This is a genomic window from Arcanobacterium wilhelmae (assembly GCF_029632765.1).
GTDB lineage: Bacteria > Actinomycetota > Actinomycetes > Actinomycetales > Actinomycetaceae > Arcanobacterium > Arcanobacterium wilhelmae.
Genome location: NZ_CP121247.1, coordinates 1328754 through 1343218, shown reverse-complemented (window position 1 = coordinate 1343218; position 14465 = coordinate 1328754). Strand labels below are relative to the sequence as shown.

At 61.1% G+C, this 14465-nt stretch carries 16 protein-coding genes; 14 read left to right on the top strand and 2 right to left on the bottom strand.

Going from position 1 to position 14465, the window contains the following annotated elements; genetic code table 11:
• Window positions 1-34 precede the first annotated feature (34 nt).
• Together ftsY and ffh are read left to right on the top strand one after the other, a co-directional pair.
• Entirely contained in the window at window positions 35-1165 is a 1131-nt protein-coding gene (ftsY, locus tag P8A24_RS06075; protein ID WP_278057731.1) for a signal recognition particle-docking protein FtsY, read from the top strand.
• 55 nt (window positions 1166-1220) lie between these two features.
• On the top strand, window positions 1221-2774 hold the full coding sequence (gene ffh / locus P8A24_RS06070; RefSeq protein WP_278057730.1) for a signal recognition particle protein: 1554 nt from the start codon (window positions 1221-1223) through the stop codon (window positions 2772-2774).
• Window positions 2775-2840: 66 nt separating this feature from the next.
• Here the strand turns inward: ffh and P8A24_RS06065 are convergent, their stop codons facing one another.
• Window positions 2841-3815: a cation diffusion facilitator family transporter gene (locus P8A24_RS06065; protein WP_278057729.1), complete on the bottom strand. Its 975-nt coding sequence runs from the start codon at window positions 3813-3815 to the stop codon at window positions 2841-2843.
• A 304-nt stretch (window positions 3816-4119) separates the two neighbouring features.
• On the opposite strand from P8A24_RS06065, the gene rpsP reads away from it, so the two are divergent.
• From rpsP to P8A24_RS06005, 12 genes are all read left to right on the top strand, one after another.
• Entirely contained in the window at window positions 4120-4611 is a 492-nt protein-coding gene (rpsP, locus tag P8A24_RS06060) for a 30S ribosomal protein S16 (RefSeq protein ID WP_278057728.1), read from the top strand.
• Window positions 4611-4844: an RNA-binding protein gene (locus P8A24_RS06055; RefSeq protein ID WP_278057727.1), complete on the top strand. Its 234-nt coding sequence runs from the start codon at window positions 4611-4613 to the stop codon at window positions 4842-4844. Before rpsP ends, P8A24_RS06055 begins: the two co-directional genes overlap by 1 nt.
• 107 nt (window positions 4845-4951) lie before the next feature.
• Window positions 4952-5497 (top strand): ribosome maturation factor RimM, encoded by a 546-nt coding sequence (gene rimM / locus P8A24_RS06050; RefSeq protein ID WP_278057726.1) that lies wholly within the window; start codon window positions 4952-4954, stop codon window positions 5495-5497.
• Window positions 5494-6846, top strand: a complete 1353-nt coding sequence (trmD, locus tag P8A24_RS06045; protein WP_278057725.1) for a tRNA (guanosine(37)-N1)-methyltransferase TrmD — start codon at window positions 5494-5496, stop codon at window positions 6844-6846. The genes rimM and trmD overlap by 4 nt, the downstream gene beginning before the upstream one ends.
• A 129-nt stretch (window positions 6847-6975) precedes the next feature.
• Window positions 6976-7320 (top strand): 50S ribosomal protein L19, encoded by a 345-nt coding sequence (gene rplS, locus P8A24_RS06040; RefSeq protein ID WP_278057724.1) that lies wholly within the window; start codon window positions 6976-6978, stop codon window positions 7318-7320.
• Window positions 7321-7549: 229 nt separating this feature from the next.
• A complete protein-coding gene (lepB, locus tag P8A24_RS06035; RefSeq protein ID WP_278057723.1) occupies window positions 7550-8302 on the top strand; it encodes a signal peptidase I in 753 nt (250 codons plus the stop codon).
• On the top strand, window positions 8299-8967 hold the full coding sequence (locus P8A24_RS06030; RefSeq protein ID WP_278057722.1) for a ribonuclease HII: 669 nt from the start codon (window positions 8299-8301) through the stop codon (window positions 8965-8967). The genes lepB and P8A24_RS06030 overlap by 4 nt, the downstream gene beginning before the upstream one ends.
• 7 nt (window positions 8968-8974) lie before the next feature.
• Window positions 8975-9289 carry a DUF2469 domain-containing protein gene (locus P8A24_RS06025; RefSeq protein WP_278057721.1) on the top strand — a complete coding sequence of 105 codons (315 nt, stop codon included), beginning with the start codon at window positions 8975-8977 and terminating at the stop codon, window positions 9287-9289.
• Between the two features lie 176 nt (window positions 9290-9465).
• Complete coding sequence (locus P8A24_RS06020) at window positions 9466-9834, top strand: YraN family protein (RefSeq protein ID WP_278057720.1); 369 nt, start codon at window positions 9466-9468, stop codon at window positions 9832-9834.
• Window positions 9835-9878: 44 nt separating this feature from the next.
• Window positions 9879-11399 (top strand): YifB family Mg chelatase-like AAA ATPase, encoded by a 1521-nt coding sequence (locus P8A24_RS06015; protein WP_278057719.1) that lies wholly within the window; start codon window positions 9879-9881, stop codon window positions 11397-11399.
• Window positions 11399-12532, top strand: a complete 1134-nt coding sequence (dprA, locus tag P8A24_RS06010; protein ID WP_278057718.1) for a DNA-processing protein DprA — start codon at window positions 11399-11401, stop codon at window positions 12530-12532. The genes P8A24_RS06015 and dprA overlap by 1 nt, the downstream gene beginning before the upstream one ends.
• A gap of 65 nt (window positions 12533-12597) precedes the next feature.
• The gene (locus P8A24_RS06005) at window positions 12598-13494 is read left to right on the top strand and encodes a tyrosine recombinase XerC (RefSeq protein WP_278057717.1); all 897 of its coding nucleotides are present in this window, start codon (window positions 12598-12600) and stop codon (window positions 13492-13494) included.
• A gap of 9 nt (window positions 13495-13503) precedes the next feature.
• On the opposite strand, the gene P8A24_RS06000 is transcribed toward P8A24_RS06005, so the two are convergent.
• Entirely contained in the window at window positions 13504-14136 is a 633-nt protein-coding gene (locus P8A24_RS06000; RefSeq protein ID WP_278057716.1) for a M23 family metallopeptidase, read from the bottom strand.
• Window positions 14137-14465: the final 329 nt, after the last annotated feature.

Genomic DNA, 14465 nt, shown 5'->3' with positions numbered 1-14465 from the left:
GGCGAAAATCCGCCAAATGCGACACACTTAAAGGGTGAATTCTACCTACCTTATTTTTGCAATCCTGGGCGTGCTGGCCGTGGTCGGCATCGCCGTCGTCCTCATCGCAAAGAATCGACGTTCCACCTCGAACGAGTTGCCGTGGGAGCAACCAGGCGCGATCGCCACTGATGTTCTCGAGGATCGTCAGGTCACTGAAACTGACGAGCTGAACGCCGATGCTGTTCAGATGCCGGCTGAGCCGGCCCTTGAGCAACCGGAATCGGTGCCCTCGCGTATGCAGCGCCTGCGTGCGCGTCTCGCGCGTTCGGGCGGCATGGGCAAGGCTTTGCTGAGTGTGCTTTCGCGCGGCGATCTTTCCGCGGCCGATTGGGAAGAGCTTGAGGAAACCTTGCTCATGGCCGACGTCGGGATGGACGCTACCACTGAGTTGCTTGAGCGTTTGAAGACGGAAATGAAGGTGCAGGGCGCCGGCGCGGACGCGAAGGCAATCCTTCGCCGTGAGCTCCTGGCACTTGTTGGCCCCGAGATGGATCGCTCGCTTCATTTGGACGGCGAACCTGCATCGGTGCTGATGGTGGGTGTGAACGGCACGGGAAAGACAACCACCACCGGCAAGCTCGCGCGCGTGCTCGTTGCCGAAGGCAAGAGCGTGCTGCTGGGCGCTGCCGATACGTTCCGTGCGGCCGCGGCCGAGCAGCTCACAACCTGGGGCGAGCGCGTGGGTGTGGAAGTGGTGTCCTCTGATCGTGAAGGTGCGGATCCGGCGTCGGTGGCCTTTGAAGCTGTGGCGAAGGGTAAGGAAACCGGCACCGATGTGGTACTCGTCGATACCGCCGGCCGCCTGCAGAACAAGGCTGGGCTCATGGACGAGTTGGGCAAGATCAAGCGCGTGATGGAGAAGACGGCTCCGGTTTCGGAGGTTCTGCTGGTGCTTGATGCCACCACCGGTCAAAACGGCATGCGCCAGGCCGAAGTATTTGGTGAGGTGACGGGCATTACGGGCATTGTGCTCACCAAGCTCGACGGCACAGCGAAGGGCGGCATCGTGATCTCGGTGCAGAAGGCTCTTGGGGTGCCGGTGAAGTTCGTTGGTCTAGGGGAGGGTGCGGACGATCTTGCGCCGTTCAACCCAGAGGATTTCGTGGATTCGATCCTTTCCTGAACTCCCGCCCTGTTCCGCGATAGAATCGCCACCGGTATTTTTCTGAAAGGCAAACATGTTCAACTCGCTCTCTGATCGCATCACTGGCTCGCTGCGCAACCTGCGCAAGCACGGGCGCCTGTCCGAATCCGACGTCGAGGCGGTTATTTCCGATATTCGCCGTGCGTTGCTCGATGCGGACGTTGCGCTCCCGGTTGTTCGTCAGTTCACTGCTTCGGTTCGTGAAGAGGCCACGGGCGCGCTTCGTAACCAGGCGCTGAATCCGGCGCAGCAAGTGGTCAAGATCGTCAACGAGCAGCTCATTGAGGCGCTCGGTGGGCAGTCGCGTGAGCTGAACTGGGCGCAGTCGGGCCCCACGGTGATCATGCTCGCGGGTCTGCAGGGTGCTGGTAAGACCACCCTTGCCGGAAAGCTCGGAAAGTGGCTCAAGGATCAGGGCAAGAAGGCGCTATTGGTGGCCTCGGATCTTCAGCGCCCGAACGCCGTGAACCAGCTCCAGGTTGTGGGCGAGCGCGCGGGAGTAGACGTGTGGGCGCCGCAGCCGGGAAACGGTATCGGCGATCCGGTTGAAGTGGCGCGCACTGGCGTGCAGCGCGGCTGGGACGAGTTCTACGACGTCGTCGTGGTCGATACCGCCGGCCGCCTGGGCGTTGACGAAGAGATGATGGCGCAGGCACGCAATATCCGCGATGCCGTCAGCCCGAACGAAATCATCTTCGTGCTCGATGCGATGGTGGGCCAGGACGCGGTGAACACATCGATCGCGTTCCGCGACGGCGTCGGCTTCACCGGCGTGGTGCTCTCCAAGCTCGACGGCGATGCGCGAGGCGGCGCGGCGCTGTCGGTTCGCGGGGTCACCGGCCAGCCGATCCTGTTCGCTTCCACGGGTGAGAAGCTCGGCGATTTTGAGCGTTTCCACGCCGATCGTATGGCCTCGCGCATCTTGGACATGGGCGATATTCTCACGCTGATTGAGCAGGCGGAGAAGACGTGGTCCGAAGAGCAGGCGCTGGACATGGCCGGGAAGATGACCTCCGGTACGTTCACCCTCGATGATTTCCTTGTCCAGCTCGCGCAGCTTCGCAAGATGGGCTCGATGAAGAAGATCATGGGAATGTTGCCTGGTATGGGCCAGTTCCGTGACCAGCTCGAACAGTTCGATGAGCGCACGATTGATCGCCAGGTGGCGATCGTTCAGTCGATGACGAAAGCCGAGCGCAACGATCCGAAGATCCTCAACGGTTCGCGCCGGGCGCGTATCGCGAAGGGCTCGGGCACCACGGTCACAGAAGTGAACGCGCTCGTGGATCGCTTCGAGCAGGCGAAGAAGATGATGAGCCGCGCCTCGCGTGGTGGCGGTATGCCAGGCATGCCGAATATTCCAGGCCTTCCAGGCATGGGCGGTGGCTTCACGAAGAAGCAGAATAAGAAGAATAACAAGAAGAAGTCGGGCTCGAAGAAGGGCCGCAGTGGTAATCCGGCGAAGCGCCGCCAGCAGGAACTGGCTGCGCAGAAGGAAGCCGGCGGTTCGGCGTCGGGAAGCGCATTCGGCGCCACTCCAAATCCGGAGGATATCGACATGGATGCGCTCAAGAAGTTCTTGAGGTGACAGCGATTTAACGAAAAGTGTGGGCCGCAGGAAAACCTGCGGCCCACACTTTTCACACTTTCAGCGCTACGGCTGGGTGCGGATCGGTTCGCCGGTTTTGAGGTCGATCGGCACGAGGCCGTCGAATCCGAGGGGGACGAAGCCCTCAGGAATATCGTTGTAGGATTCGGGATCCTCGATCGGCTCGATGTGAACAAACACGGAGGCGTTCGGGATTTTCGCCTCGATCGCCGAGACCACCTGATGTGCGAAATCGTGGCCTTCGCGCACAGTCCACGTGCCGGGCACCTGGGCGTCAAGCTTCACCATGCGCTGCTGGCCTGATTCGCGGGTCTGCAGGCCGTGGAATGAGATCGTCGGATCGGCGGAAAAATCCTTGAGCACGGCGATGATCGCGAGGTTTTCTTCCTCGGGCAACGTCACGTCCATCAGGCCGGCCAGCGAGGTGGTCACCAGCGTGTAGCCCACGTAGATAATGTTGCAGCCCACGAGGATTGCGACGATCGGATCGAGGCGATCCCAACCGGTGATCCACACGAGTGCTACGCCGACCACCACGCCAATTGAGGTGACGACGTCGGTCCACAAGTGCTTACCGTCGGCAACGAGCGTGGGGGAGGAGTAGCGCTTTCCGGCGCGAACAAGAATTACCGAAACCACGCCGTTGAGCACGGAAGCGAGCACAGAAACCAGCAGGCCAATACCCACATTTTCTAGCGGTTTCGGGCTGAAGAGGCGCTCGGCCGCAGTGAAAATGATCAGGCCGGCGGCCACGAAGATCATTGCGCCTTCAATCGCGGCCGAGAAGTATTCGGCTTTCGAGCGGCCGAAGGTGTAGCGCGCGTTCGCGGGGCGCGCGGCCAGCATAAGCGCAATCAATGCCACGATCGCGGCCACAAGGTTGACCACTGATTCCAGGGCGTCAGACAAGAGCGAGACGGAGCCCGTCATATAGTATGCGCCTGCCTTTAATGCGATCGTTGCCACCGATGCGGCGACGGACAGCCACGCGTACTTCGTTAAATTGGTTTCTTGTGCCATGTGGAATATTCTTACGCCACCCGGGCACGGGTGCCAGCGCTGGGCGCAACTCACGCATCGGCGTCGGCGATCAACTTATGGGCAGGACAGCCGATGACGTCGGGGTTCGTGAGCCGCGCCACCGCAAGTCGTTCCCTTTTCCGCTAGGAAAACGCCCACAAATCTGGCACACTAGAAGAGTTGTACTGAGGCGAACTCTGGTCCCTCTCAATCAGAGCGAGCCTTCGGCAGGAGAGGTAACGGGCGTGTTTCCCACCGCCTCGCACTAATCCAATCAACTAATGAAACAGGAGTGACCACAAAAGTGGCAGTCAAGATTCGTTTGAAGCGCATGGGCCAGATCCGTGAGCCCCACTACCGTGTTGTCGTCGTCGATTCGCGCAAGAAGCGCGATGGTCGTGTGATCGAAGAGATCGGCTACTACAACCCGAACACCGAGCCTTCGGTCATCGACATCAACTCTGAGCGTGCTCAGTACTGGATCTCCGTTGGTGCGCAGCCGTCGGAGGCAGTGCTTGCACAGCTCAAGATCACCGGCGATTGGCAGGCCGCCAAGGGTCTTGAGGGTGGCTCCACCCTCAAGGTGAAGGAATCTGTCGATTCGGACAAGGCTCGCGAGGAAGCCGTCAAGGCAGTCCAGGATGAGGCCGAGAAGCAGCGCGCCGCTAAGGCCGCCGCGAAGGCAAAGGCAGAGGCTGAGGCTGCTGCCGCAGCCGAGGCTGAGAAGGCTGAAGCTGAAGAGGCTCCGGCTGAGGAAGCCGCTGAGGCTCCGGCAGAGGAAACTGAGGAAGCCTGATGCTTGCCGACGCTCTCGAGCACCTGGTTCGCGGAATCGTGGATAATCCGGATGACGTTGAGGTGTCCTCGCGCCGCAATCGTCGCGGAGACCTCCTCGAGATCCGCGTCCACCCCGATGATCTCGGGCGAGTGATTGGCCGCAACGGCCGCACCGCCAAGTCGCTGCGTTCCGTGGTGAACGCACTGGCCGAGCATTCGGTTCGCGTGGACGTGATTGAGACGGACCGCTAAGCGTAAAGCAAACGCAAAACCCGCGCTTCGGCGCGGGTTTTGCGCATCCTGCCCTAGAATAACTGGCAGACCCGGCCACCGGCGTCGGGCAACTCACTGGAGGAACAATGCAACTCAATGTGGCGATCGTTGGCCCCGCCCACGGTCTCAAGGGCGAAGTGAAACTGGACGTGCGTACCGACAACCCGCAGCGCCGCCTCGCCGTCGGGGCCGTGCTCGCCACCGAGCCTGCGAGCGCTGGCCCGCTCACTGTGGAGCGCACGCGCGTCTACAAGGGCGTCACGTACGCGAAGTTCGTAGAAGTGAACTCGCGCGAGGCGGCAGAGGCGATCCGCGCGGCAAAGCTCGTGATCGAATCCGAGGAGGACGAGGGCGAGGAGAACGCCTGGTTCCCGCATCAGCTCAAAGGGCTCGAGGCGCTCGACCCTGAAGGCTACGAGCTCGGCATCGTGATCGACGTCGAATCACACCCGGCGCAAGATCTGCTGATCGTGCGCGAGCCCGACGGCGTGATCACACGGGTACCGTTCGTTTCACAGATCGTGACCGAAGTCGATCTGGACGATCACTGCGTGATCATCGATGCACCTCCGGGCTTGTTCTCGGAAGAAGAGCTCGTCGTGGTCGAGAACGAGGGAGAGAACCAGGAGTGAAGTTCTCAATCCTTTCCGTTTTCCCCGAGTTTTTCGGCGTGCTCGATCTTTCCCTCGTGGGAAAGGCACGCGAACGCGGCATCATCGAACTCGAATCGGCGGATTTGCGCGACTGGACGGAAGACGTTCACCGCACCGTTGACGACACCCCCGCCGGCGGCGGTGCTGGCATGGTGATGAAACCGGACGTGTGGAAGAAAGCGATCGACGACGTCGTCGGCCCGGCTCCCGCCGGAGCGCGAGTGGTGCTCGCGATCCCGACGCCGTCGGGGATGCCGCTGACGCAGGCGACCTTGGAGGACCTGGCTGGCGCGGATCAGATCGTGATCGCATGCGGTCGCTACGAGGGTATCGATTCGCGCGTGGCTGAGTATTACCGCGGCACGCTGGAAGTGCGTGAGTACTCGCTCGGAGATTACGTTCTCAACGGTGGCGAAGTGGCGGCCGTGGCACTCGTGGAGGGGGTCTCGCGGCTGCTCCCGGGGATGGTAGGCAACCCGCAGTCGCTCGTAGAGGAATCGCACGGCGCTGCTGGCCTGCTCGAATACCCGGTGTACACGCGCCCGGTGGATTTCGAAGGGCTCGAAATCCCTCCCGTGCTGATGAGCGGAAACCACGGCGCGGTGGCGCGCTGGCGGCGCGACCGCGCACTGGAAAAGACGGCCGCCCGCCGCCCGGATATGGTCGCTGCGCTCGATGCGGCCGCGCTCGATAAGAAGGATCGCCGAATGCTCGCCGAGCTCGGCTGGCTTGTGGGCAAGGAATCAGCACATCCAGTTCCGATGCGGATCGGCACAGCAACCCCAGCGCAATTCGCGGCGCTCGCGGCCGAAACCTTCCCGGACGCGTGCCCCAGCTATCTTTCCGACGAGGCGATCGCTGAGTTCATCGATGGCAACCTCTCCGAGGCTGCGTTCGCCCAGCTTGCAGCCGACCCGCAGGCGTGGCTGCTCGCGCTGTGGGCAGGGGAGGAGCTGATCGGATACTCGCTCGTACTCCAGCCTGTGGCCGATGCCGTCGTCCACGAGGATGAGGGTGCCCCCGTCGATTTCGTGGCGCAGGGCGGCGAGCGCCACGGAGGCATGGCCTACCTGTCCAAGTTCTATCTCACACGATCGTGGCGCGGGAGCGGAGCCGCAGCCGCGCTGATGGACGCAACCCTCGCATCGGCGTCGGCGCAAGCGCAGGGAGAGAACCCGTACATTTGGCTGGGAACCAACGCGAAGAACAAGCGTGCCATCCAGGCCTACAAGAAATTCGGGTTTGAGATCGCAGGGAAGCGCACGTTTATTGTGGGTGGCCAACCTAACGACGATTACGTATTGGCACGCGCCCTGAATTTGGCATAATAGATAGGTCTTGCCATATCAAAAGTGTGCGTAGCCTGCCGCAGGGGGCCGCACACCGGCGAGTTTTCAACGATCGGGCGAAAGCCCGGAAAGCACTCTGACCTGCGTGCAGGGTGGTAGAGAGTAATCATGTCGATTATTTCGAAGATCGCGGAAGGCCAGCTCAAGGAGCGTCCGGATTTCCGTGCAGGCGATACCGTTAAGGTGAACGTGAAGGTTGTTGAAGGCAACCGTCAGCGTATCCAGGTGTTCCAGGGCGTCGTTATTGCTCGCAAGGGCGGCACCGGCGTTGGTGCAACCTTCACCGTTCGTAAGGCGTCGTTCGGCGTGGGCGTGGAGCGTCAGTTCCCGTTGCACTCCCCGGCAGTCGATTCGATCGAGGTTGTGACTCGTGGCGATGTTCGCCGCGCCAAGCTGTACTACCTGCGCAACCTCCACGGTAAGGCTGCGAAGATCAAGGAGAAGCGCGACTGATCTTGTCGTCGTGCGATTCTTGCGCAATCGTGAAAGGCGGGCTCCGTGCGGGGCCCGCCTTTTTGTTGCCGACGTCGGTGCGTCAGTTGCGCGGGCGGGCGCCGGGCGGCTGGGGTTCCTCGCACACCGGCGTCGTTTTGTGACCGAATTGAAACCTAAAACCGGGTGTCTCATCGAGCTGTTTTTCAGGGAACTCGTATACGCTTGGGGAGGATTTTGGAGGTGAGAGATGACCGAGAGTGAAGCAATGCCGCCCTCGTTCCCGCCGCCCTCGAAAGAGGAAAAGGCGGCGGAGGCGAAGAAATCGAAGCTCGCCGCCACGGTATCTTTCCTCCTTGAGTTTTTCACCGTGCTGGCGATCGCGCTTCTGATCGCCGTGGTTGTCAAAACCTACTTGCTCCAGGCATTTGAGATCCCTTCGGAATCGATGGAAAACACGCTCGTCCCGGGCGATCGTATCGTGGTGAACAAGCTTGCGCATGATGAGTCGTCCCTACATCGCGGCGATGTGGTGGTGTTTGTCGATCCGGGTGGCTGGCTTCCCGAGAAGCCAAAGTACGATCAAGGGACAGTGTCGAAGGCCTTGACAAGCTTCGGCCAGGCGGTCGGTTTGCTTCCGCAGAATGTGGGCGATCACCTGGTCAAGCGCGTCATTGGATTGCCAGGCGATAAGGTGGAGTGTTGCACTGCAGACGGCAAGGTCACAGTGAACGGCAAGCCGATCACTGAAACCTACATCAAGCCCGGTGCAAAGCCATCGGACGAGAAGTTTTCGGTCACTGTGCCGGAGAATCACCTGTGGGTGATGGGGGATAACCGCAACCATTCCGCAGATTCACGTTTCCACCAGGCTCAGTCTGGTTTTGGCTTCGTGCCAATGGAGAACGTTGAGGGCCGCGCGTGGCTCACGATTTACCCGTTCAGCCGTTTCGGGCGTCTGTCGGATCACGGGAGCGTTTTTGACGGGGTTCCCAGCAAGTGATCACGCCATCGCGTGAGCTGGAAAAGGCGGCTCTTGCCGCGCTCCCAGCTGGTTCGTACGTGGCCGGTGTTGACGAGGTGGGCCGAGGTTCGCTGGCAGGGCCGGTATCGGTGGGGATCGCCGTCGTCGGGAACGAAACTACTGATGATTTCCCGGCAAAGTTGCGCGATTCGAAGCAGATTTCGTCGCACGTGCGCGAGGAGCTCGCGGAGCCGGTGCGACAGTGGCTGGTTGCGAGTGCCGTCGGGCACGCGAGCGCCGCGGAAATCGACGAACGTGGGATCATTGGCGGCTTGCGGCTCGCGGCGGCGCGGGCGGCAACGCAGCTCGCAGAAGCTGGTGTTGCTTTCCATGCGGTTTTGCTGGACGGCAGTCACGACTGGTGGAGCGCGGATTCGTTGTTCGACGTCGATGGGCCGCCTCGCGTGCCTGTGACGATGACGGTGAAAGGGGATGCTTCGAGCGCCGTGATCGCATGTGCCTCCGTACTGGCAAAAGTGGAACGTGACGCCCTGATGGTGGCCCTCGACGGCGCTCATCCGGGATACGATTGGGCAAGAAATAAGGGATACTCCTCACCTTCGCACATCGAGGCGCTGAGCAGGCTCGGGGCGAGCGAGTATCATCGCAGGTCATGGCACCTTCCTGGTGTCGAAGAGAAGTAGAGGGAACATGGGCGAGATCGAAAATTACGAGTCCGACGCCGAGCTGGCGCTCTATCGCGAGTACCGCGAAGTCGTGAACTTGTTCCGCTACGTGGTGGAAACGGAGCGCCGGTTCTACCTGGCGAACGACGTGGACGTGAAAGTACGCGCCTCGAACGGTGGCGATATTTTCTTTGAAGTGACGCTGACGGACGCGTGGGTGTGGGATATTTTCCGTTCGTCGCGCTTTATTCGCAGTGCGCGGATCGTGTCGTTCAAGGACGTGAATGTGGAGGAGCTGAATAAGCCTGACATTTCCAAGGAGCTGAATTTCGAGCACTGACGCGTTTTTTCGCGCCTCGGATGCCCCGCATGGTGCGTGTTCGATTCCGCCCGCCGGTTATGCCGGCGGGTTTTTCTTTTCCACAAGGAGCGCTCGCGCCACCGTTTTCCACAAGGGAAGGAGAGCCGCAAACGTCGGTGGCGTAACTTGCGTTCAATCGAACCAGGAGGTTTGAGATGAATGAATATACAACCAGGCAGCTCGGTGCGTGGGGTGAACAGTGCGCGCGCCGTTATTTGGAAAGCCACGAGTGGGAAATACTCGACATGAACTGGAGGGTTCGCGGGGGAGAACTCGATATTGTGGGGTTCGATCCGGGGCGTGGCGCGCTCGTTGCCGTGGAGGTGAAGACGAGGCGAACGGAGGCAAAAGGCGCACCGGAAGCGGCAGTTACTCCAACGAAGCTCCAACGCCTACGCGCCCTACTTCTGCAGTGGGTGGTCAAGCACGATTACTGGGCGCCGCAGATCGCGGTTGATGTGATCGGGGTTCGTGTTTTCGACGGTACCGAGTACACGATCGATCATGTGGTGGGTGTGCAATGACAACCCTCAAATCGATGGCACGGCCTAGTCACGGGCGAGTCGGAGTGGCATATACTGTGGCGCTACGCGGGCTTGAAGGTGTCCCTGTGCTTGTGGAAGCCGTCACCATGAGTGGCCTGCCAGGCATGGCCTTGGTGGGGTTGGGAGATGCGGCGGTCGGGGAGGCGAAGGAGCGGCTTCGCGCAGGTTTCTTGGCCGCGAAGGTGCCCTGGCCAAATTCGAAGCTGACGATCAACATGTCGCCGGCGGATCTCCATAAATCCGGAACGGGGTTCGATCTTGCGCTCGCGGCTGCGGTGATGTGCGCATTAGGGGCCCGCGGATTCGACGAACGCACGGTGCTCCTGGGCGAACTTGGCCTTGATGGATCGGTTCGTGGCGTGCGTGGAGTGATCCCCGCGGTCCTTGCCGCCCAGCGGCACGGGTTTGACCGGGTGATTTGTGCTGCGGCGAGCGCGAAGGCGGCCGCGCTTGTGCCGGGCATGGAGGTGGAACCGATTTCTCACCTGGCTCAGCTTGCGCGGTTGTTGGGAGTCAAGGATGCTCCCAAGGTTCCGCTTGCTCCTGATGAGCCGGTGCCAACGCCTCACGAGGAGGTTGGTGATCTCAGTGACGTGTGCGGCCAAGAGGAGGCGATCTTCGGCTTGACTGTTGCAGCTGCGGGTGGTCATCACATGCTGATGGTCGGTCCGCCCGGGGTGGGTAAATCGATGCTGGCCGAGCGGTTGCCAGGTGTCTTGCCGGATCTGACAAACGAGCAGGCAGTAGAGGTCGCCGCGATCCAGTCGCTGTCTGGCCTGGAGTTTGGGCGTCTCCCTACGCGTCCGCCGTTGCAGTCCGTTCACCACACTGCAACGGCTCCGGCCATCGTCGGAGGAGGTTCGGGAATCGCGCGGCCCGGGGCAGTCACCAAGGCGCACTGCGGAGTGCTGTACTGCGATGAATTTCCTGAGTTCTCAACAGTGGCAATTCAGTCGCTGCGTGAGCCTCTGGAGCGTGGAGTAGTAGAGATTAACCGGGCGCTCGCGTCGGTTACGTATCCTGCACGATTCCAGCTTGTTGCAGCAGCGAATCCATGCCGATGCGGCAAACTCTTCGACGGTCCGGGCAGGTGCACATGCACGGCACGCGATCGCATCATGTACCGGGCAAATCTCGGCGGTCCGGTCCGAGATCGCATCGATGTGAACTTGGTACTTCGTAGGCCGAGCCGAATGGCTCTGCGCCGGGGTGGCTCGGTGAGCTCAGCCCAGGTGCGCGATCAGGTCTGCGCCGCTCGTGAACGGCAAGCAGTGAGGGCGAAGCGTGCCGAGTTCCGTTCAGGTGTGGGGCGAACCAATGCGGATCTTGCAGGTACGTGGCTCAGATCCAACACGGTGATTGACGGTGAACTCCGTGAGCAACTCGATCGCGATTTGGCGATGGGGCTGATCTCGATGCGCGCGATCGACCGTATCCTGCGCCTCGCCTGGTCAGTGGCCGATCTTGCCGGCCATGATTCGCCCACGCAGTCGGATCTCTATATTGCCGCAAACCTCAAGATGACGATGGAAGGGGAGAACTGATGGAGCTGGATCGCGAACATGCTGCCGCTCTCGACTGGACAAGGATCGCCGAAGGTCCGGATCCTGTGGCTGTCGGTATTGTCGAGCGCATGGGATATGCTCAGGGGCTTTCAGCTGTGAAGAGCGGAAAGGGGCTGTCGCAGCGCGAGATGGACGCGCGCGAACGCTGGCTCGGCCGCCTCGCCAAACTTCGGCCGTTTGAATACGAGTGCTTAGACAAGCTCGGTATTTGGCTTTTGATCCCCAGCGATCAGGAGTGGCCGGCCGGCCTGGACTATCTTGGAAACAACCGCCCGTTGGCGCTATGGGCGCGCGGCGACGTTTCTGCGCTCTCGCAGCCTGCGCTCGCGGTTGTTGGATCGCGCGATTGTACGCGCTACGGGGCGAGGATCGCGTCGAATGTGGGCTACGAGTTCGCCTCGAAGGGCATCGTGATCGTGAGCGGAGGGGCATTTGGGATCGACGGCCACGCGCACCGCGGTGCCCTTGCCGCTGATGGTCGCACAGTCCTCGTTAGCGCTGCGGGGGTTGATCGCGTGTATCCGTCGTCGCACGAGTCTCTCTACAAGGAAGTTGTGGCAGGGAAGGGTGCAGTGATCTCGGAATCTCCGGTCGGTGCCGCACCTCACCGGTTCCGCTTTTTAGCGCGCAACAGGATCATTGCAGCACTCGGTCTGGCAACCGTGGTGGTGGAGGCTCCATTCAAATCGGGCGCTCTTTCAACGGCGCGTCACGCGATGGAGATTGGGCGTGAGGTTGCGGCATTCCCCGGCCCGATTGACGCTCCGACGTCGGTAGGGTGCAACGAACTGATCCGACACGGCGCAACGCTGGTGACGTCGCATACCCAGATCGCAGAGCTGATCGAGCCGATAGGCGTAAACCCGCTCGCGGACGATGCATTCTTCTCGCCTGCAACGGACGGATCGGACCAGGTGACGCGCCGTTTGATCGACGCGTTGCCGAAGCATGGGGGAGCGCAGCTCGCCGATGTCGCACGGATCGCAGGCGTCAGCATGCCAGAAGCGATGGAAGGCATGGCCAAGCTGAAAGGGCAAGGAAAGGTGAGCTACACGGACGGACGGTGGAAACTCGCTGGGGAGATCTCGCTTCCTCGCCGATACTGTGAGTGAGCACGGGTGTGGCGCCGGTGAATATCACCCCGGCTGCGGCGAACCCTCGTTGATACAGTGGAGTGGTGGACGAGATTGTTGACAAATACCGTAACGAGCTGCAGGTGAGGCGAGGGCTTTCGCCTCACACCGTCCGTGCGTATCTGCGTGAAGCGCGGTCATTACTCGAGTTCCTCGCCGCCCGAACCGACGATCTTGACGGCTCGCTTCCGGCCCTTGAACTAGCTGATATTCGCGCGTGGCTCGCTGAGCAAAGTTCTACAGGTGCGGCTCGGGCGTCTCTTGCGCGGCATTCGGCCGCCATCCACACTTTCTCTACGTGGCTGTTTAAAAACGGGTACACCAAACAGGACGCTGCCCGCAGGCTCAAATCGCCAAAAGCGGCGAACGAACTCCCTCGCGTTCTGACAAAAGAGCAAGCCGGCCAGCTACTGGGGCTCACGAAACAGCTCGCAGCAGATGGTGAGCCTCTGGCCACCCGAAATTGGGCTGTGCTCGAAATGCTCTATGGCACAGCGATCCGTGTTTCGGAGCTCACTGGCCTGGACATTTCCTCGATTTCGCCGGACGGCACCATTCGCGTTTGCGGAAAAGGAGACAAGGAGCGCGTTGTTCCATTCGGGCGTCCTGCACGCGCAGCTTTAATGGCGTGGCTCTCCGTTCGCAGCACCGTCGCTGATGGTGAGACGTCTGCGCTGTTTGTGGGTGCTCGCGGCCGCCGGCTCGACCCGCGCGAGGTCCGCAAGTTCCTCTCCTCACTGACTGCCCTCGCTGGTGTGCCCGATATTTCCCCACACGATCTGCGCCACTCGGCAGCCACCCATCTGCTCGACGGTGGGTCTGACCTTCGAACCGTCCAAGAGATCCTTGGCCACTCGTCGCTGGGAACCACACAACGCTATACGCACGTTTCTGCTGAGCGTTTGCGAGCCGCATTCGCGCAGGCACACCCGAGGGCATAGTGCATAGTCTCAGTGGAGCAGGCGGATTGTGCCGCCCAGGAGCGACATCGGATTGAGATATCCTTTCTGGCCGTATTTTGCGCCCCAATGGAGACAGTTCCCGGCCTCGCATGGGCGGGTAGCAACGGTGCCAATAATCTGGCCTTGGGAAACACGCTCGCCAACCGTCACCATCGGCGAGACTGGCTCGTACGTGGTTCGCAAGCCGTCGTCGTGCTCGATGGAGACGACCTGACGGTCAACTAACGTGCCAGCGTAGATCACTGTGCCCTCGCCGGCCGCATACACAGGTGCTCCTTCGCCGAGTTCAAGCTCCACGCCACGCCGGCCGGCATCCCAATTGTTCGCACCCGGCGCGAAGCTGGATACAACGTGAGGTTTGCTCCCCGTCGGTGAGGTGTATCGCCGCTCTCGCGAAACACTCACATCGCTGTCGGGAGAGAAAGCGGAGGTGAGGTTGGGTGCCTCGCCGGGCTGGCCTGCGGCGTCGGAAGGTGCGCTTAGGACGGCTCCCAGTATCTCGGACGATGCCGTACCCTCGCGGAGAATACGTTGCCCGGCGAGATACGCCAGGTCAGGAGAAACTGGAGCCAGATGTGGAAGTGGAAGCACGCTGGCAAGGAGCAGAGAAAAAGTAGTCATCAACATGTTTCCAGTGTGGAGGCCATCGGCGCCATGACGTCGAGGGTCAATGCTCGCTGTGGAAAACCGTGGCACAACAGGGAGCTGTGGAAAAAATATCCGTAGTGCACACCACGATTTTTACCGCATTTGGACTAGTGTTCGAGGGTGCTGCCGGGGTAGGATAAGAAGGCTGTTTTATAACAGACATCGCGTGCGTTAGAAAACCGCGGTGCCAAGGTCCGGAAAAAGTCCGGTGGCGCGGCGGATACGTACCAGGGTTTTCCCGCAATCCCGTGGGAAAACATCAACCCAAGAGCGCGGAAAAGTTCCGTGCGTGAGAAAGGACC

What these genes read in the sequence shown, in the direction of transcription:
- lepB (WP_278057723.1), top strand. Translation starts at nt 7,550, where the DNA reads ATGACCGAGAGTGAAGCAATGCCGCCCTCGTTCCCGCCGCCCTCGAAA.
- P8A24_RS06065 (WP_278057729.1), bottom strand. Translation starts at nt 3,815, where the DNA reads ATGGCACAAGAAACCAATTTAACGAAGTACGCGTGGCTGTCCGTCGCC.
- P8A24_RS06025 (WP_278057721.1), top strand. Translation starts at nt 8,975, where the DNA reads ATGGGCGAGATCGAAAATTACGAGTCCGACGCCGAGCTGGCGCTCTAT.
- P8A24_RS06000 (WP_278057716.1), bottom strand. Translation starts at nt 14,136, where the DNA reads ATGACTACTTTTTCTCTGCTCCTTGCCAGCGTGCTTCCACTTCCACAT.
- dprA (WP_278057718.1), top strand. Translation starts at nt 11,399, where the DNA reads ATGGAGCTGGATCGCGAACATGCTGCCGCTCTCGACTGGACAAGGATC.
- P8A24_RS06055 (WP_278057727.1), top strand. Translation starts at nt 4,611, where the DNA reads ATGCTTGCCGACGCTCTCGAGCACCTGGTTCGCGGAATCGTGGATAAT.
- P8A24_RS06020 (WP_278057720.1), top strand. Translation starts at nt 9,466, where the DNA reads ATGAATGAATATACAACCAGGCAGCTCGGTGCGTGGGGTGAACAGTGC.
- rimM (WP_278057726.1), top strand. Translation starts at nt 4,952, where the DNA reads ATGCAACTCAATGTGGCGATCGTTGGCCCCGCCCACGGTCTCAAGGGC.
- rplS (WP_278057724.1), top strand. Translation starts at nt 6,976, where the DNA reads ATGTCGATTATTTCGAAGATCGCGGAAGGCCAGCTCAAGGAGCGTCCG.
- ffh (WP_278057730.1), top strand. Translation starts at nt 1,221, where the DNA reads ATGTTCAACTCGCTCTCTGATCGCATCACTGGCTCGCTGCGCAACCTG.